This window comes from Stenotrophomonas sp. YAU14A_MKIMI4_1, from assembly GCF_003086855.1.
Lineage (GTDB): Bacteria > Pseudomonadota > Gammaproteobacteria > Xanthomonadales > Xanthomonadaceae > Stenotrophomonas.
This window is the reverse complement of record NZ_CP025998.1, coordinates 2,059,916-2,083,506: the sequence shown is the minus strand read 5'-3', so window position 1 is coordinate 2,083,506 and position 23,591 is coordinate 2,059,916. Positions and strand designations below refer to the sequence as shown.

Here is a 23,591-nt window from a genome sequence, read left to right as displayed (position 1 = left end):
ACTCATTCAATGTACGGTTCCAGCCGTCAGTACGCAGAGCAGTACCGCAAGGTCGGGGTGAACACCGCCGTGTCCGACGCCGACCCGCACAAGTTGGTTGCACTGCTGCTGACCGGAGCGTGCGAACGCATCCGCCTGGCCGAGGCCTGCATCGAGCGCAACGACCAGGCGCGCAAGGGCAAGGCGATCGGCGAAGCCTGCGCCATCGTCGGCCACCTCAATGGTTCGCTCGACCATGAAGCCGGCGGCGAGATCGCCGGCAATCTGTCGGCCCTGTACGACTACGTGCAGCAGCGCCTGACCGAAGCCAACCTGCACAACGACGTGGTGGCCCTGCAGGAAGCCCTGCAGCTGCTGACCGAGATCGACGCGGCTTGGAATGCGATTCCGCAGGACCAGCGCCAGCGCGCTGCCGGGGCACCTGCCTGATGGACGCCGTGCTTGCCCCGCTGCATGCCGAACTGGACGCGCTGGATGCCGCACTGACCACCGCGTCGGGCGAAGACTGCGCCACGCTGCTGGGCCAGTACGACGCCAACCTGCGCAAGGCCATGGACGTGCACGGCGCGATCCTGGGCGCCGATGCGCTGCAGGGCCTGCTGCAGCACCAGCACGACCTGAGCGCGCGCATGCGCCTGCTGCGCGATGAAGCGGCCAGCCACCTGCAGCAGGGCCGCACGTCCCTTCGCGCAGCCCATGCATATCTGCAGGCAGAATCGCTGGCATGACCCTGCTGCCGACCACCTCGCTGCACCACCCGGCCGAAAGCGAGCTGTTCGACGAAACGCTCAGCTGCGAACTGGCCCTGCCTGCCGAATTCCAGGCCGGCAGCGCGCTGGGCCGTACCGGCAATGCCGAAGCTCTGCTGCGCAGCCTGGCCCTGGTGGAAGACAGCAGGGTGGACGAGCACGAGGAGCGCAGCGAGGCCACCCTGCAGCTGCAGCGCCTGGAAGCCAAGCTGGACCTGACCATGGTGCTGCTGGGCCGGCTGGTGCGACAGCAGGGCCACGACCTGCCCCTGCGCCCGGTACGCTGGTCGCGCCGCGGCATCCGCCTGCAGCTGGGCCCGCGCAGCGGCGCCAGCCCGGGCCAGGCCGGCGTCGTCCGCCTGCAGCCCAGCGACTGGCTGCCCGACCATATCGACCTGCCGGTGGAGGTGGTGGCCGAAGCCGCCGATGGCAGTGGCGGGCATTTCCTCTGGCTGCGCTTCAGCCGCCTGGGCGATGGCCTGGAGATGGCCATGGAACGCCACCTTTTCCGTCTACACCGTCGACAGGTTGCCGAAGCGCGCCGGGCGCGCTGAACGCTGTCACGGTAGTGCGTGGCCGACGGGCCTTGGCGGGCCCGTTCAGCTAAGTTAAGGTGGACTCCCCTCACGGACCTGCTGCGTGCCTGTGCGAGTTCTCATCGTCGACGATCACACCCTGGTTCGCGCCGGCCTGGCGCGGCTGCTGCAGGGGTTTGCCGACGTGCAGCTGGTGGCCGAAGCCAGCAACGCCGAACAGGCGCTGCAACTGGCCCTGCAGCATGCACCGGACGTGGTGCTGATGGATCTTTCCCTGCCCGGCCGCACCGGCCTGGAAGCGCTGAGCGACATCCGCCTGCGCGCACCCGGCACCCGGGTGGTGATGATGACCATGCATGACGATGCCGCCCATGTGCGCGATGCACTGGACCGCGGCGCCGTGGGTTTCGTGGTGAAGGATGCCGCACCGCAGGAACTGGAACTGGCCCTGCGCGCTGCCCATGCCGGCCAGGTGTTCCTGAGCCCGCAGATCTCGGCCAAGATGCTGGCGCCCATGCTGGGCCGCGAAAAGCCCACCGGCATTGCCGCGCTGTCGCCGCGCCAGCGCGAGATCCTGCGGCAGATCGGCAAGGGCGAAAGCAACAAGGAAATCGCCGCCGACCTGGGCATCAGCGTAAAGACGGTGGAGACCCATCGCGCCCGCATGATGGAATCGCTGGGCTGCCGCCGCGCCAACGATCTGCTGCTGCTGGCCGCCCGCCACCAGCACGAGCTGGAATGATCGTCCGCCGGAAACCCCGCGCCTTGCGCGTTGGTCGACCAACGGTCGACCCTACCGACCCGGACCCTGCATTGGCGACGACTTCCCGTCACCCCGACAGACCCTGACAGGTTTCCGTACAGCCCGACCCACCTTTGCCCGGCTTTGCGCACCAGCAATCAACGATTTAGCCGCGGCCATCGTCAACTTCCCGCGCTTTCGTAGGGATTTCCCCTACAGCGTGTCGGGAACTCAACCAAGCGCCTCAGGAACCCCCCGATTCCGGACCTGCCGGATCAAAAGCAAGATGTGTTCCACAAGGCGCCGGGGAGCGGCGCCGGGGAACCACGATGAAGGCTGCACTCTCGACCCAGCTGGGCCAACAACTACACCTGACGCCGCAGCTGCTGCAGTCGATCCGCCTGCTGCAGCTCGATGGCCTGCACCTGGAACAGGAAATCCAGCGCCTGCTCGATTCCAATCCGCTGCTGGAGATCGAAGAAGCCGAGGCGCCCGTTGCCGACGCCAGCGATGCCACCGCCACCACCCTGGAAACGGCGGCGTTCGACGAGCTGCCCGAATCGTCCATGTGGGACGTGGCCGGCACCAGTTGGCAGGACGGCGATGATGACCGCATGGCGCGCATTGCCGCCGGCGAATCCAGCGATCCGCAGTTGCGCGTGCTGCAGCGCCTGGCGCTGGATATGGACGACCGTGGCCTGGCCATCGCCGCGTTCTGGCTGGAACACTGCGATGAAGCCGGCTACCTGCAGGCGCCGCTGGCCCAGCTGCACCTGCTGGCCAGCGCCCAGTTCGATGTCGACGCCGCAGGCGTGGAAGCGATCCGCCAGCAACTGCTGCACGGCGAACCGGCCGGCATGGCCGCGCAGGACCTGCGCGAATGCCTGCTGGCCCAGCTGTACAGCCTGCAGGGCCTGGTACCCGGCCGTCACCTGGCCGGGCGCATCCTGGAAGGCGCGCTCGACGCCCTGGCGGCCCACGACTACCTGGCCCTGGCCCGCCAGCACGACGCCGAAGTGGACGACGTGCGCGAAGCAGTGCGCCTGATCCTGTCCCTGCAGCCGCGCCCGGGCGACAGCCTGCAGACCGACAGCAACGTGGCCGTGGTGCCGGACGTGGTGGCCTGGCATGCCGACGAGCAGTGGAAGGTGGCGTTGAACCCGGCCACCAGCCGCCGCGTGTCGATCAACAGCCAGTACGAACAGGCCCTGGCCGACACCGCCGATGCTGCCCCTGCCCTGCGCGAAATGCTGCAGGAAGCCCGCTGGTTCAGCCGCGGCCTGTCCATGCGCTACGACACCCTGCTGCGCACCGCGCGGGTGATCGTCGAACGCCAGGCTGCCTTCCTGGTCCGTGGCGACGAAGCCATGGCACCGCTGACCCTGAAGGAAGTGGCCGAAGAAATCGGCATGCACGAATCCACCGTTTCGCGCATCACCACCGGCAAGTACCTGCAGACCCCGCGCGGCACCTTCGAACTGAAGCACTTCTTCGCCGTGCGCCTGGAAGGCGCCAGCGTGTCCGGGCAGGCCGTGAAAGCCATGGTGCGCCGCCTGATCGACGCCGAACCGGCCGGTCGCCCGCTGGCCGACGAGGCCATCGCCGGCCTGCTGTCGCGACAGGGGGTGAACATTGCCCGCCGAACCGTCGCAAAATACCGCGAACAACTGGATATCGCTCCGGCCCGCGAACGGCGCCGGATCAGCGCCAGGCAACCCCAGCTGGCCCGGGTGGGCTGAAAAGGATGTTGGACATGAACAAGCTCACAGTGCTGCTGGTCGATGACCACGAAGGTTTCATCAACGCCGCCATGCGTCATTTCCGCAAGATCGACTGGCTGCAGATCGTTGGCAGCGCCGGCAACGGGCTGGAAGCGATCGAGCGCTCGGAAAGCCTGCGCCCGCAGGTGGTGCTGATGGATCTGGCCATGCCGGAAATGGGCGGCCTGCAGGCCACCCGCCTGATCAAATCGCAGGATGATGCCCCGTACATCGTGATTGCCAGCCACTTCGACGACGTCGAGCACCGCGAACACGCGCTGCGCGCCGGCGCCGACAACTTCGTCAGCAAGCTGTCCTATATCCAGGAAGTCATGCCGATCCTGGAAGGCCTCAGGGAGGATAGATCGTGAGCGAATCGCGCATCCTGGTACTGGACAACGATGCCGTGCGCGCCGAGCGCACCGTTGCCCTGCTGGAATTCATGGATTTCAACCCGCGCTGGGTCTCCGACGCGGCCGATTTCGACCTGGGCCGCCAGCGCCAGAACGACTGGATGGCGGTGATCGTCGGCAGCCTGGACGAAAGCCCGGCCAGCACCGCGCTGTATGCGTGGCTGGGCGGCAGCAGCCTGCCGCCGCCGGTGCTGCTGGCCGATGGCGATGCCGCCACGTTCGCCCACCAGCATGGCCTGCACGAAGCCAACATCTGGCCGCTGGAAGCACCGCTGCGCCATGCGCAGATGGAAGCCCTGCTGCGCCGTGCCAGCCTGAAGCGGCTGGATGCCGAGCACCAGGCCGGCGCCGTGCAGGACCAGGGCCCGACCGGCACCGGCCCGGCGGTGACCACCCTGCGCACCATGATCGAACAAGTGGCCGCCTTCGACACCACCGTACTGGTGCTGGGCGAATCGGGCACCGGCAAGGAAGTCGTCTCGCGCGCCATCCACCAGCGCTCGCCGCGCCGTGACGGCCCGTTCGTTGCGATCAACTGCGGCGCCATTCCGGCCGATCTGCTGGAAAGCGAACTGTTTGGCCACGAAAAGGGTGCCTTCACCGGCGCACTGACCGCGCGCAAGGGCCGTTTCGAAATGGCCGAGGGCGGCACTTTGCTGCTGGACGAAATCGGCGACATGAGCCTGCCGATGCAGGTGAAGCTGCTGCGCGTGCTGCAGGAACGCAGCTTCGAACGCGTGGGCGGCAACCAGACCATCCGCTGCAACGTGCGCGTGGTCGCCGCGACTCATCGCGATCTGGAAACGCGCATCGCCGAAGGCAAGTTCCGCGAGGATCTGTTCTACCGCCTGAACGTGTTCCCGATCGACGTACCGGCCCTGCGCGAACGCCGCGAAGACCTGCCCGCGCTGGTGGAAACCATCGCCGCGCAGCTGGCCCGCACCGGCCGTGGCGAAGTGCGCTTCACCCCTGAAGCCCTGCAGGCGCTGGCCGGCTACGAATGGCCGGGCAATGTGCGCGAACTGACCAACCTGGTCGAGCGCCTGGCCGTGCTGCACCCAGGCGGCTCGGTGCGCGTGCAGGACCTGCCGGCCCGTTACCGCGGCGATGCCGCGCTGGCCCCGGTGGTGCCCGCCCCCGCCCCGGCGCCGGTGGCCAGCAGCGAAGACCGCCTGGACCTGCGCAGCTTCTCCTTCCACACCCCCGGCAGCGGCGGCCAGCCGGCGCTGGAGCACGGCATTGCGGTGAACCGCGCCAATGCCCCGGCAGCCCTGCCCGACGACGGCCTGGACCTGCGCAACCACATGGCCAACATCGAACTGGGCCTGATCAACGAAGCCCTGGAACGCACCCAGGGCGTGGTCGCCCACGCCGCCCAACTGCTCGGCCTGCGCCGCACCACCCTGGTGGAAAAGCTGCGCAAGTACGGCATCGAACGCGAACCGGCAGAACTGGCCAGCTGACCGCCATAGGGGTCAGATCCCTCCCGAAGGGAGGGCTCTGACCCCGCGCGATTCCAGAGGGGTCGGAGCCCTTTCCACGGGAAAGGGATCCGACCCTTTTGCATTTGCACGTTTTCCTAAAGACATCGGAATCGCGCTGCGGACCATGGCAGGGACACCCTACGGAGGTCCTACCATGCATCGCCCAGCACTGCTCATCGCCCTGCTCTGCCCGACCCTGGCCACCGCCGCCGATTGCACCTTGCCCGCGACACTGGACCAGCGCCAGTTCACCAACCTCAGCGATCCACTGTATGCGCCGGACAATCCCAACGCCGGACGCGTGGTGCAGGTCAGCTTCGGCACGAGCGCTTACACGCTCGATGTACTGGGCACCGATATCCGCATCGGCGGCACCTACCGCTACCAGCGCCTGGCCCCGCATGCCGCGGAAATCCACATGGTCGAAGCCCACCCCGATGGCCCAGCCCGCTACACCTTGCTACTGACCTGCCTGACCCAGCACCAGGGCCGTTTCATCTACACCCAGCACGACGGTCCCATCCCGCCCCGGCAGCGCCAGAATTCCGGCCGCTGGACCCTGCAGCCTTAGGCCAGAAAACCGACGCCGGTTAAATGACACCACGACCGGGGTCAGAGCCCGTTGCGTTGCAACGGGATCTGACCCCATCCCAGCGCTCTACTGTGTCGACCAAGGTCGACACCTACCAGAGCACGATGCCCTCCCGACAGATCGCAGAGAACTGTCGAAGGCGGGGTGGGTCCGGTTGCGGGGGTATCCGCGCCATGGATGGCGCGGCTAAGCCCCCATGGATGGGTGTACGGCGTCCCCCGCAACCGGACCCACCCCGCCAGCCCTCAGTGCATCGGCTGTTGACGTTGCTTCGGCAGGGCGCGGGGTGCAACCCCGCATACACCCACCCCACCCTCACCACTCTGAATCAAAAACCGGTTTCGGCACGCCGCTTGCACTGCTTCCAGACGAAAGCCCCCATCCCTGTTTCTGGAACCGTTGCAGATGTCCCACTCCGTCACTTCGATCCTTTCCCAGATCCGCTCCTATCAGACCCAGATGGGACAGCCCGCGCTCAACCCGCTGGCCGAAGCGCCGCGCAGCAATGCCCTGCCCAACGCGGTGCTGGATGCCCCGCAGGTGCAGCCGCCCAGCTTCACCGAAACCCTGCGCGGCGCCCTGTCCAGCGTGAACGACGCCCAGCAGACCTCCGGCGCCCTGGCCAAGGCCTTCGAAATGGGTGACCCCAGCGCCGACCTGGCCAAGGTGATGGTCGCCTCGCAACAGTCCCAGATCGCCTTCCGCGCCACCGTGGAAGTCCGCAACCGTCTCGTCCAGGCCTACCAGGACGTGATGAACATGCCGCTGTAAGGATCCAACCGCATGGCACTGACGCTCTCCAAGGAATCCCTGAACGCCGAAAAGGCCGGGCAGTGGTTCGATCGGCTGCAAAGTCTGCAGATCACCCGCCGCCTGGGTCTGATGGCGATGATCGCCGTGGCGGTGGCGGCAGGCCTTGCCGTGTTCTTCTGGGCACAGAAGCCGGGCATGGTGCCGCTGTATACCGGCCTGGACCAGAAGGCCACCGCCGAAGCCACCGACCTGCTGCGCGCCGCACAGATTCCGTTCGAACTGGACCCGGCCACCGGTGGCATCACCGTGCCGGAAAAGAACCTGCACGATGCGCGCCTGAAGCTGGCCGGTTCCGGCCTGACCGACAGCGGCAAGCTGGGCTTTGAACTGATGGAGCGCGACCCGGGCTTCGGCGTCAGCCAGTTCGTGGAGAGCGCGCGCTACCAGCACGCGATGGAAACCGAGCTGTCGCGCACCATCAACACCCTGCGCCCGGTGCGCGATTCGCGCGTGCACCTGGCCATTCCCAAGCCCAGCGCCTTCACCCGCCAGCGTGACGTGGCCAGCGCCTCGGTCACCTTGGAACTGCGTGGCGGCCAGCAGCTGGAACGCAGCCAGGTCGATGCCATCGTCCACATGGTGGCCGCCAGCATTCCCGACCTGGCCCCGGAACGGGTGACCGTGGTCGACCAGAGCGGCCGCATGCTGAGCGTGAGCGACCCCAACAGCGAAGCGGCCGTCAACGCCGCGCAGTTCGAACAGGTGCGCCGCCAGGAAACCTCGTTCAATCAGCGCATCCGCGAACTGCTGGAACCGATGACCGGTCCGGGCCGGGTGAATCCGGAAGTGAGCGTGGACATGGACTTCTCGGTGACCGAGGAGGCGCGCGAACTCTACAACGGTGAACCGCAGAAGCTGCGCAGCGAGCAGATGAGCGAGAACACCAGCACCACGCCGGGCCCGCAGGGCGTGCCGGGCGCGACCAGCAACAGCCCGCCGGGCCAGCCGGCCGCACCGCCGACCGCGCAGACCCCGACCGAAAGCAGCAAGAACGCCACCCGCAACTACGAGCTGGACCGCACGCTGCAGCACACCCGCCAGCCGGCCGGCCGCATCAAGCGCGTGTCGGTGGCGGTGCTGGTGGACAACGTGCCGCGCGCTGGTGCCAACGGCAAGGTCGCCCCGCAGCCGCTGTCGGCCGCCGAACTGACCCGCGTGGAAGCGCTGGTGAAGCAGGCCGTGGGCTTCAATGCAGAACGCGGCGATACCGTGTCGGTGATGAACGCGCCGTTCGTGCGCGATACCACCCCGGTGGAAGGCCCCGCCTGGTGGGAACTGCCGTGGGTACACGATGCCGGCCGCATGCTGCTGGGTGCCATCGTGGTGCTGGCGCTGCTGTTCGGTGTGCTGCGCCCTGCCCTGCGCGCCATCACCGGGCAGACCAAGAAGGACGACGACGCTGCACTGGAACCGCACAGCGCGGACGTGCAGCTGGTGGATGACGATGGCACCCCGCTGCCGGCGCTGGGCGCCGACCGGGTCAGCCTGGGCGGGGCCGAAGCACTGGCCCTGCCGGTGGATTCATATGAGGAACGACTGCGGATGGCCCGTGAAGCCGTAAAGACCGACTCCAAGCGCGTGGCCCAGGTGGTCAAGGGCTGGGTGGCCAATGACTGAGGCACAACTGACCGGCGTGCAGCGCGCTGCGGTACTGCTGCTGTCCCTGGGTGAACTGGATGCGGCCGAAGTGCTGCGCCACATGGAACCCAAGGAAGTGCAGAAGATCGGCATCGCCATGGCCACGATGACCGACATCACCCGCGAGCAGGTGGAACGGGTGATGGACCAGTTCAGCCAGGAACTGGGCTCGAAGACCTCGCTGGGCGTGGGTTCGGACGACTACATCCGCAACATGCTGGTGCAGGCGCTGGGCAGCGAAAAGGCCGGCAACCTGATCGACCGCATCCTGCTGGGCCGCAACACCACCGGCCTGGATGCGCTGAAGTGGATGGACCCGCGCGCGGTGGCCGATCTGGTGCGCAACGAGCACCCGCAGATCATCGCCATCGTGATGGCCCATCTGGAAACCGACCAGGCCGCCGATGCACTGAAGCTGCTGCCCGAACGTACCCGGGTGGACGTGCTGCTGCGCATCGCCACCCTGGACGGTATTCCGCCCAATGCGTTGAACGAACTGAACGAGATCATGGAACGCCAGTTCGCCGGCAACCAGAACCTGAAGTCGTCCAACATCGGCGGCGTGCAGTGCGCGGCCAACATCCTCAACTTCATGGACAGCGGCCAGGACCAGGCGATCCTGGGCGAGATCGCGCGCATCGACGCGCCGCTCAGCGGCCGCATCCAGGACCTGATGTTCGTGTTCGACGACCTGGTGGATCTGGACGACCGCGAAATGCAGCTGGTGCTGCGCGAAGTCAGCGGCGAGCGCCTGGGCCTGGCCCTGCGTGGTGCCGACATCAAGGTGCGCGACAAGATCACCCGCAACATGTCCCAGCGTGCCGCCGAAATCCTGCTGGAAGACATGGAAGCACGCGGCCCGGTGCGCCTGTCCGACGTGGAAGGCGCGCAGCGCGAGATCCTGGCCATCGTCAAGCGCATGGCCGATGAAGGCACGGTCACCATCGGTGGCAGCGCGGAGGCCATGCTGTGAGCAATGTCGTGCGCTGGCTCGCCCCGGACCTGCTGGCCCAGCCCGAACCCGAGCTGGAGCCGCAGGATGTGTTCGAACTGACCGAACCCGACCCGGAGCACGAGCCCGAGCCGGTACTGCAGCTGCCCACGCTGGAAGAGATCCAGGCGATCCAGGACAGCGCGGAGAAGGAAGGCTTTGCCCAGGGCCACAGCGATGGCTATGGCCAAGGCCAGGCCGAGGTGCGCCGTCTGGTCGCGCAGATCGAAGGCATCCTGGACAACTTCAGCCGCCCGCTGGTGCGCCTGGAAAATGAAGTGGTCGGCGCGCTGGGCGAGCTGGCCGTGCGCATTGCCGGCGCCCTGGTCGGCCGGGCCTACGAGGCCGACCCCGCGCTGCTGGCGCAGCTGGTGGGCGAAGCCGTGGATGCAGTGGGCGGCGCTACCCGCGAGGTGGAAGTGCGCCTGCACCCCGACGACATCGCCGCGCTGTCGCCGCTGTTGAACCTGTCACCGCAGCAGCGGCTGGTGCCCGACACCAGCCTGAGCCGCGGCGACCTGCGCGTGCACGCCGAAGCGGTGCGCGTGGATGGCACCCTGGAAGCACGCCTGCGCGGCGCCCTGGATGCGGTGATCCGCCAGACCGGAGCCAATGCATGAACACCGAACCGCATCTGCCGCCGCCGGCGGACTGGACCGTGGCCCGCAATCTGCGCCTGGCCGGCCGTCTGGACAGCCTGCGCGTGGACACCGCACACGGCCGCGGCCTGATCCGTGAGGGCGTGCTGCGCCGCGCGGTGGGCCTGACCCTGGAAGCGGTGGGCTGCGAAGCGCCGCTGGGCGCCAGCTGCAAAGTGGAAGTGGTCGATGGTGGCTGGGTGGATGCCGAAGTGGTCGGATTCGCCGGCGAACGCACCTACCTGATGCCCAGCGCGGAACTGCACGGCCTGCTGCCCAACGCACGGGTGGTGCCCTCGGCCCGCCGTGGCGGCGTGGAAGTGGGCGAAGGCCTGCTGGGCCGGGTGATCGACAGCGACGGCGTGCCGCTGGATGGCAAGGGCCCGATCCGTGCCGAAGGCCATGTCGGCATGGCCGGCGTGTCGATCAACCCGCTGGCGCGCGAACCCATCACCCAGCCGCTGGACGTGGGCGTGCGCGCGATCAATGCGCTGCTGCCGATCGGCCGTGGCCAGCGCGTGGGCCTGTTCGCCGGCTCCGGTGTCGGTAAATCGACGCTGCTGGGCATGATGACCCGCTACACCGCCGCCGACGTGATCGTGGTCGGGCTGATCGGTGAACGTGGCCGCGAAGTGCGCGACTTCGTTGAAACCACCCTGGGCGAAGAAGGCCTGCGCCGCGCGGTGGTGGTGGCCAGCCCCGCCGACCGGCCGCCGCTGGCGCGCCTGCACGGCGCCTACCGCGCCACCGCCATTGCCGAATGGTTCCGCGACCAGGGCTTGAACGTGCTGCTGCTGATGGATTCGCTCACCCGCTTCGCCCAGGCCCAGCGCGAGATCGGCCTGTCGGTGGGTGAACCGCCCACCACACGCGGCTACCCGCCGTCGGTGTTCGCCAAGCTGCCGGCGCTGGTGGAACGTGCCGGCAACGGTGCCAAGGGCCGCGGCTCGATCACCGCGTTCTACACCGTGCTGACCGAAGGCGATGACCCGCAGGACCCGATTGCCGATGCGGCACGCGCGATCCTGGACGGCCACATCCTGCTCTCGCGCCGGGTGGCCGACAGTGGCCTGTACCCGGCCATCGACGTGGAATCGTCGGTCAGCCGCGTGGTCACGGAAATCGCCGACGAGCCGTGGCGCCTGCGCATCCGCAAGTTGAAGCGGCTGGTGTCGGCCTACTCGGCCAACCGCGACCTGATCGCCATTGGCGCCTACCAGCGCGGCAACGATGCTGCGACCGACGAAGCACTGGAACGCTGGCCGGACATCATGGAATTCCTCGGCCAGGACGTGGCCAAGGCCGCCGATCTTCCGCACAGCCAGGCCGCGCTGCAGCGCCTGGTGGAACAAGAGAACTAAGCCATGACACAGTCCAAGCGCATCGACCCGCTGCTGAAGCGGGCGCAGGAACACGAAGACGCGGTGGCCCGCGACCTGGCCGAGCGCCAGCGCGTGCTGGACACCCATTTGTCGCGGCTGGATGAACTGCGCCGCTATGCCGAGGAATATGCCTCGCAACAGATGGCCAACGCACAGATGGCCGCCACCAGTCCGGCGCAGCTGCTCAACCGCCGTGCCTTCCTGGACCGCCTGGACAGCGCGGTGGAACAGCAGCAGCAGACCGTGAACGGCAACCGCGAAAAAGTGGAGGCCGAGCGCGCGCGCCTGATCCTGGCCAGCCGGGACAAGGCCGTGCTGGAACAGCTGGCTGCCAGCTACCGTGCACAGGAAAAGGTGGTGACCGACCGCCGCGACCAGCGCGAGATGGATGACATCGGCGCACGCCGCGCGCGCCTGGCGCAGGCCGCAGACCCGGACAGCGACCCGCAGGGAGGCCGCGCGTGATGCCTTCCCTGTTGACCGGCAACAGCACCGCCGCCGGCACCACCGGTTCCACCGGCAGCAGCGCACGCAGCAGCCGCAGCGACGGCAGCAGCGGCAACGGTTTCGACCAGATGCTGCAGGGCGGCGGCAATACGCCTGCGGCCAAGACCGCCAGCACCCCGTCGAAGCCGGCGAACAAGGCGGGCAACGCCGACGCGGGCAACCCGGATGCGCGCACGCCGCCGGCCAGTTCCGCCGATGCCACCGACCCCGACGCGGCAACCACCGAGGTGGCCGCCAGCACCACTGACACCACTGCGCCGGCCACCGACAAGGACGCAGCGACCGACAGCGATGACGCGCCCTGGCCGCCGCTGGGTCTGGCCGGGTTGGCGCTGATGGTGCCGCCGGTCGCCGATCCCAGCGTGCCTGCCTTGCCCACCGCCACCGGCGCCGATGCCGAGGCCCTGCCCAGCGCCGCGCCCGCGGCGCTTGCCACACTGCCCGCCGCGGCCACCACCGCTACGCCGGCCACCGCGCCTGCGGCCCCTGGCGTCGCCGCCGCGACCGCGGCACCGGATGCCGATGGCGAAGCCATCGAACTGCCGCTGCCCGGCACCGTGCTTGCACAGACCGCGCTGGATGGCGCGGACGATGCGGACAGCCTGTTCGGCAGCGATCGCAACGTGACCGCACCGTTGCAGGTGGCCCTGCCCGCCGCCCTGCAGGACCTGAAGGCCGCGCTGGCCAGCACGCCGGTGTTCAACGGCGAACCTACCCCTACCCCGGTGTTGGGCGATGATGGTTTCGACCAGGCCATCGGTGCACGCGTCGGTTGGCTGGCGGACCAGAAGATCGGCCACGCCCACATCACCCTGAACCCGGAAGACCTGGGCCCGGTGGACGTGCGCCTGCAGATGAACGGCGACAAGGTGCATGCCAGCTTCAGCAGCCCGCACGTGGATGTGCGCCAGGCACTGGAAAGCAGCCTGCCGCGCCTGCGCGAACTGCTGGGCGAACAGGGCTTCCAGCTGGCCCATGCCGATGTGGGCCACCACCACAGCGGCGACGGCGGAACGTCGGGCCAGAACACCGGCAGCGGCAGCGGCCGGATTGGTGACGGAGAACCGTCGCTGGGCGACACCACGGTGTCGGCGGCGCAGCTGATCCGCCAGCGCGGATTGCTGGACGCCTACGCGTAACCGGTGGCCAACCAAGGTTGGCCACTACCGGAACCGGGGCGCCGACGGAATTCCGTCGCCGCCCCTCCCCAGCATTGCGGCACACCCCTTGCATAGCCCTGTGAAGCAACCCCTGAGGAGCTTCACCCCGTGGCCGCAGCCGCTGACAAAACCAAGAAGACCGCCGACAAGGACAAGAGCGCCAAGCCGCGCAGTCCTCTGCTCATCACCGCCCTGGTGGCCGTCCTGGCCGCAGGTGCCGCCGGCGCCGGCGTCTGGTTCTTCACCCAGAGCAAGCACGAACCGGCCACCGCCGAAGCCCCGAAGAAGGGCGCCACCCCGGCCCCGGCCCAGTACTTCGCGCTGGAACCGGCGTTCGTAGTCAATCTGAACGGTCCGATCGACGGCCCGCGCTACCTGCAGGTGGAAGTGCAGCTGATGACCCGCGACGCCGCCGCGCTGGAGGCGATCAAGACCCATGCGCCGGCACTGCGCGCCAACCTGCTGATGCTGTTCTCGCAGGTCAGCCCCGAGCAGATTGCCGACGTGGCCGGCAAGCAGAAGCTGCAGGGCGAAGCGCTGGCCGCCGTGCAGAAAGTGCTGAAGGCCGAGACCGGCAGCAACGGCGCCGACGATCTGCTGTTCACCAGCTTCGTGACCCAGTAAGGGCCTACCGATGAATGACCTGCTGTCCCAGGATGAGATCGATGCCCTGCTGCATGGCGTGGACAGCGGCGCGGTCGAAACCGATCCGGAGCCGCCGTCCGGCGAAGCACGTTCGTACGACTTCGCCAGCCAGGACCGCATCATCCGCGGTCGCATGCCCACGCTGGAAATGGTGCACGAGCGTTTCGCCCGGCTGTGGCGCATCGGTCTGTTCAACCTGATCCGCCGCTCGGCCGAACTGTCCGTGCGCGGCATCGAGCTGATCAAGTTCAACGACTACATGCATTCGCTGTATGTGCCGACCAACCTGAACCTGATCCGCTTCAAGCCGCTGCGTGGCACCGGCCTGATCGTGTTCGAGCCGACCCTGGTGTTCGCCATCGTCGACAACTTCTTCGGCGGCGACGGGCGCTACCCCACCCGCATCGAAGGCCGCGAATTCACCGCCACCGAAATGCGGGTGATCCACCTGCTGCTGAAGCAGACCTTCGCCGATCTGCGCGAAGCCTGGGCGCCGGTGATGGAAGTGGATTTCGAATACATCAATTCGGAAATCAACCCGCACTTCGCCAACATCGTCACCCCGCGCGAATACGTGGTGGTGTGCCGCCTGCACGTGGAACTGGACGGCGGTGGCGGCGATATCCACGTCACCCTGCCGTACTCGATGCTGGAACCGATCCGCGAACTGCTGGACGCCGGTATCCAGAGCGATCGCAACGACCGCGATGCCAGCTGGGGCGTGATGCTGCGCGAACAGCTCAACATCGCCGAAGTCACCCTGTCCAGCGTGCTGGCCAGCAAGCGCATGACCCTGCGCGACCTGACCCAGCTGAAGGTAGGCGACATCCTGCCGATCGAGCTGAACACCCAGGTGCCGCTGTGCGTTGAGAACATTCCCGTGTTCACCGGCGAATTCGGCATCGCCAACGGCATGAACGCCGTGAAAGTCACCGCTACCCATCCGCCGGGGACCCGCCCGCGCGTACCCGTCATCCAGGAAGACCCGCAATGAACGATATCGACGCCCTCGAACCGACCCCGGCCCAGTTCGGCAGCCTGCAGGCCGATGAAACCCAGGGTCCGGACCTGAACCTGGACGTGATCCTGGACGTGCCGGTGACGCTGTCGCTGGAAGTCGGCCGCGCCCGCCTGCCGATCCGCAACCTGCTGCAGCTCAACCAGGGCTCGGTGGTGGAACTGGAACGCGGCGCCGGCGAATCGCTGGACGTGTTCGTCAACGGCACCCTGATCGCCCACGGCGAAGTGGTGGTGATCAACGACCGCTTCGGCGTGCGCCTGACCGACGTGGTCAGCCCGAGCGAGCGGATCCGGAGACTGCGTTGAGCCTGCTGCTCGCCACCGCGCAGGCCGCTGCGAAGGCAACGCCGCAGATCGGCCAGCATGCCGCCACCGCACCGAGTCTGTTCGGTGCGGTGCTGGCCCTGCTGGCCGTGCTGGCCCTGGTGGTCGGCCTGGGCTGGCTGCTCAAGCGCCTGCCCGGCAGCGGCTTCCGCCCGGCCGAAGGCATGAAGCTGGTGGCCAGCCTGACCGTGGGCGCCAAGGAGCGCGTGGTGGTGGTGGAAGTGAACGGCCAGCAGCTGCTGCTGGGCGTCACCGCCGGCAGCATCAACACCCTGCACACCCTGTCCGAGCCCCTGCCGCCGCCGGCGCCGGTGCGCGTGCCGGACCTGAAGAACCTGCCGAATTTCGCCCAGCTGCTGCAACAGCGGCTGCGCAAGGACCCCTGACATGTGCGTGACCCGTTCCCGCTTCGCCACCCTGATGCCGTGGCTGATCCTGATCGCCCTGTGCCTGTTGCCCGCGCTGGCGTTTGCCGCGCCGGGCGCACCGCCGTCGCTGCCCGATGTAAACGTGGGCAAGATCGGCGGCGCACCGGTCAGCCTGCCGCTGCAGACCCTGCTGCTGATGACGGCGATCACCCTGATCCCGTCGATGCTGCTGGTGCTGACTTCGTTCACCCGCATCATCATCGTGCTGGGCCTGCTGCGCCAGGCGCTGGGCACCGGGCAGACGCCGTCCAACCAGGTGCTGCTGGGCCTGGCCCTGTTCCTGACCGCGATGATCATGCTGCCGACCTGGGACAAGGCCTGGAGCACCGGCATGGCGCCGTACCTGAACGGTGATATCGACTTCCAGACCGCCTGGACGCTGACCACCCAGCCGCTGCGGGCCTTCATGCTGGCGCAGATCCGCGAAACCGACCTGATGACCTTCGCCGGCATTGCCGGTCACGGCACCTATGCCAGCCCCGATGCGATTCCGTTCCCGGTGCTGGTCGCCTCGTTCGTCACCAGCGAACTGAAGACAGCCTTCGAGATCGGCTTCCTGATCTTCATTCCGTTCGTGATCATCGATCTGGTGGTGGCCAGCGTGCTGATGTCGATGGGCATGATGATGCTGTCGCCGATGCTGGTGTCGGCGCCGTTCAAGATCCTGCTGTTCGTGCTGGTCGATGGCTGGGTGCTGACCGTGGGTACGTTGGCGGCCAGCTTCAATCCGGCTTGATTGCAGCAACAGCAGTCGAGCGTGGCTCGACTCTACAGAAGCGTCGCCGGGCATGGCCCGGCGCTACCAATGGAACAACGATGTCTCCCGAACTTGCCCTGACTGAGCTGCGTGGCGGCCTGATTACCGTACTGTGGGTAGCCGGCCCGCTGCTGCTGACCGTGCTGGTGGTTGGCGTGGTGGTGGGCGTGGTGCAGGCCGCGACCCAGTTGAACGAACCCACCATTGCCTTCGTCGCCAAGGCTGCGGCACTCACCGCTGTGTTGTTTGCGCTCGGCAGCCTGCTGATCGGCCACCTGGTCGAGTTCACCACGCTGCTGTTCCAGCGCATTCCACACCTGATCGGCTAGGAACCGCGCCGCCATGGACGCCGCCACCCAGATGGCCGCCGACGGCCTGCAGGCCTTCGGCATGATCGGCACCGTGCTGTGGACACTGCTGCGTTTCGGCGCGGTGGCCATGGCCATGCCCATGGTCGGTACCCGCGCGGTGCCGGCCCGCGTGCGGGTGATGCTGGCGGCCACGCTGTCCATCGCGCTGGCCCCGCTGCTGCCGCCGGTACCAGACTGGACCGGCTTCGACGCCGCCACTGTACTTACCATTGCCCGCGAGCTGGCCATCGGTGTGTCCATCGGCTTCCTGCTGCGGCTGATCTTCGAAGCCGGCGCGCTGGCGGGCGAACTGGTCGCGCAGGGCACCGGCTTGGCCTTCGCGCAGATGAGCGACCCGCTGCGTGGCGGCACCTCGGGCGTGATCGGGCAGTGGTTCTACCTGCTGTTCGGCCTGCTGTTCTTCACCGCCAACGGGCACCTGGCGCTGATCTCGCTGGTGGTGGACAGCTACCGCGCGCTGCCCATCGGCGCGCCGCTGCCCGACCCGCATGCCTTCTTCAGCATCGCCCCCACCTTCCTGCTGACCGTGCTGCGCGGCGGCCTTACCCTGGCCATTCCGCTGGTGGTGGCCATGCTGGCGGTCAACCTGGCCTTTGGTGTGCTGGCCCGTGCCGCGCCCGCGCTGAACCCGATCCAGCTGGGCCTGCCGGTGTCGCTGCTGCTGGGCCTGTTCCTGCTGGCCCTGCTGGCCGGTGAAATGGGCCCGCCGGTGCAACGCATGTTCGATGCCGCGTTCGAGGCTGCTGGCGCGGTCACTCAATGAGAACTTCATCACATCTTGTTGATTGCCCTGCCCCCCCTGTAACGCGTTACAGTGAATGCGCGGCGACCAGGGGGACGCCGCACGCGGCCCGCGTTCTGCACGGCCGCTTGCCGTAGCCTTGCCCCACCGTAGTTTTTCCGTTGACAGGCAGGTCCGGGAGACTGACGAATGCTGGTAGGCACGTATAACCCATGGCTGGTGGCCACCTCGCTGCTGGTTGCCGTCATGGCTTCGTATACCGCCCTGGCGATGGCCGGGCGCACGGTGACTGCACCTGGCCGCGGTGCCACCTGGTGGTGGCGGCTGGGCGGCGGGTTTGCCATGGGGCTGGGCATCTGGTCCATGCACTTCATCGGCATGCTGGCCTTCGACCTGCCCATTCCGCTGGGTTACGACCTGCCCATCACCCTGGTGTCGCTGGCGCTGGCCATCGCCTCATCGGTGTTCGCGCTGTGGCTGGTGTCACTGCACACCCTGCCGCATGGCCGCCTGGCCGGTGGCGCGGTGCTGATGGGCAGCGGCATTGCCAGCATGCATTACGTGGGCATGGCCGCGCTGCGCATGCAGCCGGGCATCGACTACCAGCCAGTGTGGCTGGCGCTGTCGCTGCTGGTGGCCGTGGCCGCATCGTGGACCGCGCTGTACGTGGCCTTCCGGCTGCGCGCGCAGAACACCCGCAATGTTGATCGGCTGACCGCCGCCGGCCTGCTGGGCCTGGCCATCGTGGGCATGCATTACACCGGCATGGCCGCCGCCCGCTTCCCCGAAGGCAGCGTGTGTGGTGCCGCCGTCGGCGACGGCCTGCGCAGCACCTGGCTGGCGGTGATGGTGGTGGTGCTCACCGTGGCCATCCTGGCGGTGGTGCTGGTGGTGTCCTGGCTGGAACAGCGGGTGGAGGCGCAGCTGCTGCGGCTGCGCAATTCGCTGCTCAGCACCTCGCTCACCGACGCCCAGCAGGAACTGACCCAGGCCGCCCTGCACGACCCGCTTACCCGCCTGCCCAACCGCCTGCTGCTGCAGCGCCGGATCGTGCAGGCGCTGGCCGAGGCCGAACAGCGCGGCAGCCGCTTCGCGGTGATGTTCATGGATCTGGACGGCTTCAAGCAGGTGAACGATGCCTATGGCCACCAGGCCGGCGATGCCCTGCTGGTGGCCGTGGCCGAGCGCACCCGCCAGCTGCTGCGGCCCAACGACATGCTGGCGCGACTGGGCGGTGACGAGTTCGTGCTGGTGGTGCGCATCGAACACGATGAAGACCTGCCGACCCTGGCCCGGCGCATCCTGGAAGCGGTGGGCGGCGGCCCGCTGCTGCCCGACAACGAACTGCAGGTGACCGCCAGCATCGGCGTTGCCATCTGTCCCGACCACGCCGCCAGCGAACGCCAGTTGATGGCCTTTGCCGATGCGGCGATGTACCAGGCCAAGGAATCGGGCCGCAACGCCTTCGTGCTGTTTTCCGACTGGATGAACGACAGCGCCGAACAGCAGTTCCGCCTGCTGGCCGACCTGCGCCGGGCGATCGGTACCGACCAGTTGTTCCTGCACTACCAGCCGAAGATCCGCGTGGCCTCGCAGGCCGTGGCCGGCGCCGAGGCACTGATCCGCTGGCGCCATCCCGAACAGGGCCTGATCCCGCCGGACCGCTTCATCCGCCTGGCCGAGCGCAGCGGTGCCATCCACGATATCGGCCGCTGGGCGCTGGAACAGGCCTGCCAGCAGCTGCGTCGCTGGCACGATGCCGGCCATGACGGCTGGTCGATGTCGGTGAACCTGTCGCCGGTGCAGTTCAGTTCACCGCACCTGCTGCGCGATGTGGAAGACGTGATCGAACGCTACGCCATCACCCCGCGCCACCTGGTGCTGGAAATCACCGAAAGCACGGTGATGCGCGATACCGACACCAGCCTGCGCCTGCTGCAGAGCCTGTCGGCGCTGGGCGTGGGCATTTCCATCGACGATTTCGGCACAGGCTATTCCAGCCTGCTGTACCTCAAGCGCCTGCCGGCCACCGAAATCAAGATCGACCACGCCTTCGTGCGCGATCTGGAACACAGCCCGGAAGACGTGGTGATCGTGTCGGCCATCGTGGCGCTGGGCCACGCGCTGGACATGGACATTGTGGCCGAGGGCGTGGAAACCGCCCCGCAGCGCGCCTATCTGGAACGGCTGGGCTGTGACTACCTGCAGGGCTACCTGCTGGGCCGGCCGGTGGACCCGGCCCGCTTCATGCAGCTGCACGACCTGCCGCGGCCGCGGGTGGAACTGGCCAACCCACCGCCGCGCTGACGCGCCCGCCCGCCGGGCATGGCCCGGCGCTACCACCCTGCTCTGGTAGGTGCCAACCTTGGTTGGCACTTCTCACCCCGCCGGGCACGGCCCGGCGCTACCGCCATCTTCCGGTGGGTGCCATCCGCCGGGCATGGCCCGGCGCTACCGCCCCTGCTCTGGTGGGTGCCAACCGCCCCCAACCTGGTGGGTGCCAACCGCCCCCATCCTGGTGGGTGCCAACCTTGGTTGGCACTGCTCTACCGTCACGGAACAGTTCTTGCACGCACCCCGGCACTCCCCGCCGTAGTGCACCGCGATGTCCGAGAACGAAGACGCAGGCGAAAAAACCGAACAGCCAACAGAAAAACGCCTGCGTGACGCCCGTGAACAGGGCAACATCCCGCGTTCGCGCGAGCTGGCCACCGTGGCAGTGTTCGGCGCGGCGGTCATCGCCATCATGGCCACCAGCAGCTCCATTGCCGCCGGCGGCCATGCCTGGATGCGCGCCGCGCTCAGCCCCGAGCCGGCCCTGTGGCAGAACCCGCAGGCCCTGTTCGGCCACTTCGGCTGGCTGTTCCTGCGCCTGATGATGGCCTGCTGGCCGCTGCTGGTGGTCTGCTTCCTGGCCAGCTTCCTGTCGCCGCTGGTGATGGGCGGGCTGCGCTGGTCGAACAAATCACTGATGCCCGACCCCAAGCGGCTCAGCCCGATCGCCGGCCTGAAGCGCATGTGGGGTGCCGAGGCCGTGGCCGAGTTCACCAAGTCGCTGCTGCGCGTGGGCTTCGTCGGCGCCGCGGCCGCGCTGGTGTTTGCCAGCAGCTTCGATGCCCTGCGCGGCCTGCTGCACCAGCCGCTGGAATCGGCCATCGGCCATGGCCTGGCCTTCACCCTGAAGCTGCTGCTGGCCACCGCCGGCGCCATGCTGCTGCTGGGCGCCATCGATGCGCCGTACCAGCGCTGGAACTGGATGCGCAAGCTGAAGATGACCCGTGAAGAGCTGCGCCGGGAAATGAAGGAAAGCGAAGGCAGCCCCGAAGTGAAGGGGCGCATCCGCCAGCTGCAGCAGCAGATGGCCAACCGCCGCATGATGGAAGCGGTGCCCATCGCCGACGTGGTGGTGGTCAACCCCACCCACTACGCCGTGGCCCTGAAGTACGAAGGCAGCCGCATGAGTGCCCCCACCGTGGTCGCCCTGGGCGTGGACGAAACCGCCCTGCGCATCCGTGAAGTGGCCGACGGCAACAAGGTGGCCATTGTCTCGGCCCCGCCTTTGGCACGCGCCTTGTATCGGGAGGGTCAACTCGGCAAGGAAATTCCCGTGAGACTGTATTCAGCCGTCGCCCAGGTGCTGTCCTACGTCTACCAGCTGCGCGGCTGGCGGACCGGCCCGATGCCGTCCACTCCCCACATCGACGTGGATGAATTCGGCACTGGAGGCCGCCCGTGAACGCCCAGACCTCTGGTTTCAACAGCCGCCGCGTGCTCGACATGATCCGCCAGGGTCTTGGCGCGCCGCTGATCGTGCTGGCCCTGCTGGCCATGGTGGTGGTGCCGCTGGCCGCCCCGGTGCTGGATGCGCTGTTCACCTTCAACATCGCCATCTCGCTGATGGTGCTGCTGGCGGTGGTCTACGTGAAGCGCCCGCTGGATTTCACCATTTTCCCCATCGTGCTGCTGGTCACCACCATGCTGCGCCTGGCGCTGAACGTGGCCTCCACCCGCGTGATCCTGCTCAACGGCCAGAACGGCCACGAAGCAGCCGGCAAGGTGATCGCCGCCTTCGGCGAGTTCGTGATCGGCGGCAACTACGCGGTCGGCATCGTGGTCTTCGCAATCCTGACCATCATCAATTTCGTGGTCATCACCAAGGGTGCCGGCCGTGTTTCGGAAGTGACCGCCCGCTTCATCCTGGACGCCATGCCCGGCAAGCAGATGGCCATCGACGCCGATCTGAACGCCGGTTTGCTGACGCGTGAAGAGGCCAAGGCCCGCCGCGAGGAAGTGCGCGAGGAAGCCGACTTCTACGGTGCGATGGACGGCGCCAGCAAGTTCATCCGCGGCGATGCGATCGCCGGCATCCTGATCCTGTTCATCAACATGCTGGGCGGCTTGGCCGTGGGCGTGCTGCAGCATGGCATGCCGTTCGGTGAAGCGGCGGCCACCTACACCCTGCTGTCCATCGGTGACGGCCTGGTGGCGCAGCTGCCGGCCCTGCTGGTGTCCAGCGCCGTGGCCATGCTGGTCACCCGCGCCTCGCGTTCGCAGGACATGGCCCAGGCCATGACCGGCCAGGTGTTCGGCCAGTACCGCGCGCTGGCCATCACCGCCGGCATCATCGGCCTGGTCGGCCTGGTACCGGGCATGCCCAACGTCGCTTTCCTGACGCTGGCCGCGATCCTGGGCTTCATCGCCTGGAAGCTGTACCGCAAGACCCAGCTGCCGGCCGACGATGCCGCCGCCAAGGCCGGCGAGAACGCCCCGGTGAATGCTCTGGGCCGTCCCGCCGCGCCGGCACCGACCGCCGAACTGAGCTGGGACGAACTGCGCCCGGTCGACCCGCTGGGTCTGGAAGTGGGCTACCGGCTGATTCCGCTGGTGGACAGCAACCAGGGCGGCGAGCTGATGGCGCGCATCAAGGGCGTGCGCCGCAAGCTGACCCAGGACGTCGGCTTCCTGATTCCCTCGGTGCATATCCGCGACAACCTGGAACTGGCCGCCAACGCCTACCGCGTGCTGGTGCACGGCGTGCCGGTGGCCACCGCCGAAATCCATCCCGACCGCGAACTGGCGCTGGACCCGGGCAGCGCGCTGGGCCCGCTGGACGGCATTGCCGGCAAGGACCCCGCCTTCGGCCTGGATGCCACCTGGATCCAGCCGCACCAGCGCGCACAGGCCGAAACCCTGGGCTACACCGTGGTCGACCCGGCCACCGTGGTTGCCACCCACCTGTCGCACCTGATCCGCGAACACGCGCCGGAACTGCTGGGCCACGAAGAAGTGCAGCACCTGCTGGCCAACCTGGGCAAGAGCGCGCCCAAGCTCGTCGAAGATCTGACGCCCAAGGCGCTGCCGCTGTCGGCGGTGGTGCGTGTGCTGCAGAACCTGCTGATCGAACGCATTCCGATCCGCCAGCTGCGCAAGATCGCCGAAGCGCTGGTCGAGCACGCCCCGTCCAGCCAGGACCCGGCCACCCTCACCGCTGCCGTGCGCAACGCGCTGGGCCGCTTCATCGTGCAGGAGATCGCCGGAATGTCGGCGGAGCTGCCGGTGTTCACCCTCAACCCGCAATTGGAACGTGTCTTGCAGGAGTCCACGCAGGGCAACGGCGCCGCGCTGGAACCCGGACTCGCTGAGCGACTGCACCAGAGCCTGGCCGAATGTGTCAGCAAGCAGGAAGCCCGCAACGAGCCCGCGGTTGTGCTGGTACCGGGCCCGGTGCGCGCCGCGCTGGCGCGCCTGGTCCGCCACAGCGTTCCGTCGCTGTCGGTCCTGGCCTACAGCGAGGTGCCGGAGGACAAGCGCCTGAAGCTGGTCGGAACGATCAGCTGACGCCGCCCACCGCAGCGCCAGAAAACAGACACCACTCTTCACTTGCAGCAACCGACAGATT

At 67.8% G+C, this 23,591-nt stretch carries 25 protein-coding genes; all 25 read left to right on the top strand.

The window, feature by feature from the left end:
* Positions 1-9 precede the first annotated feature (9 nt).
* Entirely contained in the window at positions 10-429 is a 420-nt protein-coding gene (fliS, locus tag C1931_RS09565) for a flagellar export chaperone FliS (protein WP_049460610.1), read from the top strand.
* Positions 429-728: a hypothetical protein gene (locus tag C1931_RS09560; RefSeq protein WP_108756133.1), complete on the top strand. Its 300-nt coding sequence runs from the start codon at positions 429-431 to the stop codon at positions 726-728. The genes fliS and C1931_RS09560 overlap by 1 nt, the downstream gene beginning before the upstream one ends.
* Positions 725-1,303, top strand: a complete 579-nt coding sequence (locus C1931_RS09555) for a PilZ domain-containing protein (protein WP_108756132.1) — start codon at positions 725-727, stop codon at positions 1,301-1,303. Before C1931_RS09560 ends, C1931_RS09555 begins: the two co-directional genes overlap by 4 nt.
* Positions 1,304-1,394: 91 nt before the next feature.
* The gene (locus tag C1931_RS09550; protein WP_049460605.1) at positions 1,395-2,027 is read left to right on the top strand and encodes a response regulator transcription factor; all 633 of its coding nucleotides are present in this window, start codon (positions 1,395-1,397) and stop codon (positions 2,025-2,027) included.
* 329 nt (positions 2,028-2,356) lie between these two features.
* Positions 2,357-3,766 (top strand): RNA polymerase factor sigma-54, encoded by a 1,410-nt coding sequence (gene rpoN / locus C1931_RS09545; RefSeq protein WP_108756131.1) that lies wholly within the window; start codon positions 2,357-2,359, stop codon positions 3,764-3,766.
* Between the two features lie 14 nt (positions 3,767-3,780).
* Positions 3,781-4,158 (top strand): response regulator transcription factor, encoded by a 378-nt coding sequence (locus tag C1931_RS09540; protein ID WP_049460600.1) that lies wholly within the window; start codon positions 3,781-3,783, stop codon positions 4,156-4,158.
* Positions 4,155-5,663, top strand: coding sequence for a sigma-54 dependent transcriptional regulator (locus C1931_RS09535; protein WP_108756130.1), 1,509 nt, complete (start codon positions 4,155-4,157; stop codon positions 5,661-5,663). Before C1931_RS09540 ends, C1931_RS09535 begins: the two co-directional genes overlap by 4 nt.
* A 175-nt stretch (positions 5,664-5,838) precedes the next feature.
* Positions 5,839-6,255, top strand: coding sequence for a hypothetical protein (locus C1931_RS09530; protein ID WP_108756129.1), 417 nt, complete (start codon positions 5,839-5,841; stop codon positions 6,253-6,255).
* Between the two features lie 426 nt (positions 6,256-6,681).
* Entirely contained in the window at positions 6,682-7,047 is a 366-nt protein-coding gene (gene fliE, locus C1931_RS09525; protein WP_108749563.1) for a flagellar hook-basal body complex protein FliE, read from the top strand.
* Positions 7,048-7,059: 12 nt separating this feature from the next.
* Positions 7,060-8,706, top strand: a complete 1,647-nt coding sequence (gene fliF / locus C1931_RS09520; RefSeq protein ID WP_108756128.1) for a flagellar basal-body MS-ring/collar protein FliF — start codon at positions 7,060-7,062, stop codon at positions 8,704-8,706.
* Between the two features lie 7 nt (positions 8,707-8,713).
* The gene (gene fliG / locus C1931_RS09515; RefSeq protein WP_108751550.1) at positions 8,714-9,700 is read left to right on the top strand and encodes a flagellar motor switch protein FliG; all 987 of its coding nucleotides are present in this window, start codon (positions 8,714-8,716) and stop codon (positions 9,698-9,700) included.
* Positions 9,697-10,338: a FliH/SctL family protein gene (locus tag C1931_RS09510; RefSeq protein ID WP_108756127.1), complete on the top strand. Its 642-nt coding sequence runs from the start codon at positions 9,697-9,699 to the stop codon at positions 10,336-10,338. Before fliG ends, C1931_RS09510 begins: the two co-directional genes overlap by 4 nt.
* A complete protein-coding gene (locus C1931_RS09505; protein ID WP_108756126.1) occupies positions 10,335-11,717 on the top strand; it encodes a FliI/YscN family ATPase in 1,383 nt (460 codons plus the stop codon). Before C1931_RS09510 ends, C1931_RS09505 begins: the two co-directional genes overlap by 4 nt.
* A 3-nt stretch (positions 11,718-11,720) precedes the next feature.
* The gene (gene fliJ, locus C1931_RS09500) at positions 11,721-12,203 is read left to right on the top strand and encodes a flagellar export protein FliJ (RefSeq protein WP_108756125.1); all 483 of its coding nucleotides are present in this window, start codon (positions 11,721-11,723) and stop codon (positions 12,201-12,203) included.
* Positions 12,203-13,384 carry a flagellar hook-length control protein FliK gene (locus tag C1931_RS09495; protein ID WP_108756124.1) on the top strand — a complete coding sequence of 394 codons (1,182 nt, stop codon included), beginning with the start codon at positions 12,203-12,205 and terminating at the stop codon, positions 13,382-13,384. The genes fliJ and C1931_RS09495 overlap by 1 nt, the downstream gene beginning before the upstream one ends.
* 129 nt (positions 13,385-13,513) lie before the next feature.
* Positions 13,514-14,029 carry a flagellar basal body-associated FliL family protein gene (locus C1931_RS09490; RefSeq protein ID WP_108749557.1) on the top strand — a complete coding sequence of 172 codons (516 nt, stop codon included), beginning with the start codon at positions 13,514-13,516 and terminating at the stop codon, positions 14,027-14,029.
* 10 nt (positions 14,030-14,039) lie between these two features.
* Positions 14,040-15,044 (top strand): flagellar motor switch protein FliM, encoded by a 1,005-nt coding sequence (gene fliM / locus C1931_RS09485; protein WP_108749556.1) that lies wholly within the window; start codon positions 14,040-14,042, stop codon positions 15,042-15,044.
* The gene (gene fliN, locus C1931_RS09480) at positions 15,041-15,376 is read left to right on the top strand and encodes a flagellar motor switch protein FliN (RefSeq protein WP_108753035.1); all 336 of its coding nucleotides are present in this window, start codon (positions 15,041-15,043) and stop codon (positions 15,374-15,376) included. The genes fliM and fliN overlap by 4 nt, the downstream gene beginning before the upstream one ends.
* Positions 15,373-15,780, top strand: coding sequence for a flagellar biosynthetic protein FliO (gene fliO / locus C1931_RS09475; protein WP_108756123.1), 408 nt, complete (start codon positions 15,373-15,375; stop codon positions 15,778-15,780). Before fliN ends, fliO begins: the two co-directional genes overlap by 4 nt.
* Before the next feature lies 1 nt (position 15,781).
* Positions 15,782-16,558 (top strand): flagellar type III secretion system pore protein FliP, encoded by a 777-nt coding sequence (fliP, locus tag C1931_RS09470; protein WP_108756122.1) that lies wholly within the window; start codon positions 15,782-15,784, stop codon positions 16,556-16,558.
* Between the two features lie 80 nt (positions 16,559-16,638).
* Entirely contained in the window at positions 16,639-16,908 is a 270-nt protein-coding gene (locus tag C1931_RS09465; RefSeq protein ID WP_005413254.1) for a flagellar biosynthetic protein FliQ, read from the top strand.
* A 13-nt stretch (positions 16,909-16,921) separates the two neighbouring features.
* Positions 16,922-17,713, top strand: coding sequence for a flagellar biosynthetic protein FliR (gene fliR / locus C1931_RS09460; protein ID WP_108749552.1), 792 nt, complete (start codon positions 16,922-16,924; stop codon positions 17,711-17,713).
* Between the two features lie 168 nt (positions 17,714-17,881).
* The gene (locus tag C1931_RS09455) at positions 17,882-19,999 is read left to right on the top strand and encodes a bifunctional diguanylate cyclase/phosphodiesterase (RefSeq protein WP_108756121.1); all 2,118 of its coding nucleotides are present in this window, start codon (positions 17,882-17,884) and stop codon (positions 19,997-19,999) included.
* 298 nt (positions 20,000-20,297) lie between these two features.
* Positions 20,298-21,428, top strand: a complete 1,131-nt coding sequence (flhB, locus tag C1931_RS09450) for a flagellar biosynthesis protein FlhB (protein ID WP_108756120.1) — start codon at positions 20,298-20,300, stop codon at positions 21,426-21,428.
* Positions 21,429-21,469: 41 nt separating this feature from the next.
* The gene (gene flhA, locus C1931_RS09445; protein ID WP_199913926.1) at positions 21,470-23,530 is read left to right on the top strand and encodes a flagellar biosynthesis protein FlhA; all 2,061 of its coding nucleotides are present in this window, start codon (positions 21,470-21,472) and stop codon (positions 23,528-23,530) included.
* The last annotated feature ends 61 nt before the right edge of the window (positions 23,531-23,591 follow it).

Bases quoted from the DNA above. Each gene is read 5' to 3' on its own strand.
- C1931_RS09505 (WP_108756126.1), top strand. From the start codon at position 10,335: ATGAACACCGAACCGCATCTGCCGCCGCCGGCGGACTGGACCGTGGCC.
- C1931_RS09495 (WP_108756124.1), top strand. From the start codon at position 12,203: ATGCCTTCCCTGTTGACCGGCAACAGCACCGCCGCCGGCACCACCGGT.
- rpoN (WP_108756131.1), top strand. From the start codon at position 2,357: ATGAAGGCTGCACTCTCGACCCAGCTGGGCCAACAACTACACCTGACG.
- C1931_RS09465 (WP_005413254.1), top strand. From the start codon at position 16,639: ATGTCTCCCGAACTTGCCCTGACTGAGCTGCGTGGCGGCCTGATTACC.
- fliF (WP_108756128.1), top strand. From the start codon at position 7,060: ATGGCACTGACGCTCTCCAAGGAATCCCTGAACGCCGAAAAGGCCGGG.
- C1931_RS09555 (WP_108756132.1), top strand. From the start codon at position 725: ATGACCCTGCTGCCGACCACCTCGCTGCACCACCCGGCCGAAAGCGAG.
- C1931_RS09455 (WP_108756121.1), top strand. From the start codon at position 17,882: ATGCTGGTAGGCACGTATAACCCATGGCTGGTGGCCACCTCGCTGCTG.
- fliN (WP_108753035.1), top strand. From the start codon at position 15,041: ATGAACGATATCGACGCCCTCGAACCGACCCCGGCCCAGTTCGGCAGC.
- C1931_RS09530 (WP_108756129.1), top strand. From the start codon at position 5,839: ATGCATCGCCCAGCACTGCTCATCGCCCTGCTCTGCCCGACCCTGGCC.
- flhB (WP_108756120.1), top strand. From the start codon at position 20,298: ATGTCCGAGAACGAAGACGCAGGCGAAAAAACCGAACAGCCAACAGAA.
- fliM (WP_108749556.1), top strand. From the start codon at position 14,040: ATGAATGACCTGCTGTCCCAGGATGAGATCGATGCCCTGCTGCATGGC.
- fliE (WP_108749563.1), top strand. From the start codon at position 6,682: ATGTCCCACTCCGTCACTTCGATCCTTTCCCAGATCCGCTCCTATCAG.
- fliJ (WP_108756125.1), top strand. From the start codon at position 11,721: ATGACACAGTCCAAGCGCATCGACCCGCTGCTGAAGCGGGCGCAGGAA.
- fliP (WP_108756122.1), top strand. From the start codon at position 15,782: ATGTGCGTGACCCGTTCCCGCTTCGCCACCCTGATGCCGTGGCTGATC.
- flhA (WP_199913926.1), top strand. From the start codon at position 21,470: ATGATCCGCCAGGGTCTTGGCGCGCCGCTGATCGTGCTGGCCCTGCTG.
- fliS (WP_049460610.1), top strand. From the start codon at position 10: ATGTACGGTTCCAGCCGTCAGTACGCAGAGCAGTACCGCAAGGTCGGG.
- C1931_RS09540 (WP_049460600.1), top strand. From the start codon at position 3,781: ATGAACAAGCTCACAGTGCTGCTGGTCGATGACCACGAAGGTTTCATC.
- C1931_RS09560 (WP_108756133.1), top strand. From the start codon at position 429: ATGGACGCCGTGCTTGCCCCGCTGCATGCCGAACTGGACGCGCTGGAT.
- fliR (WP_108749552.1), top strand. From the start codon at position 16,922: ATGGACGCCGCCACCCAGATGGCCGCCGACGGCCTGCAGGCCTTCGGC.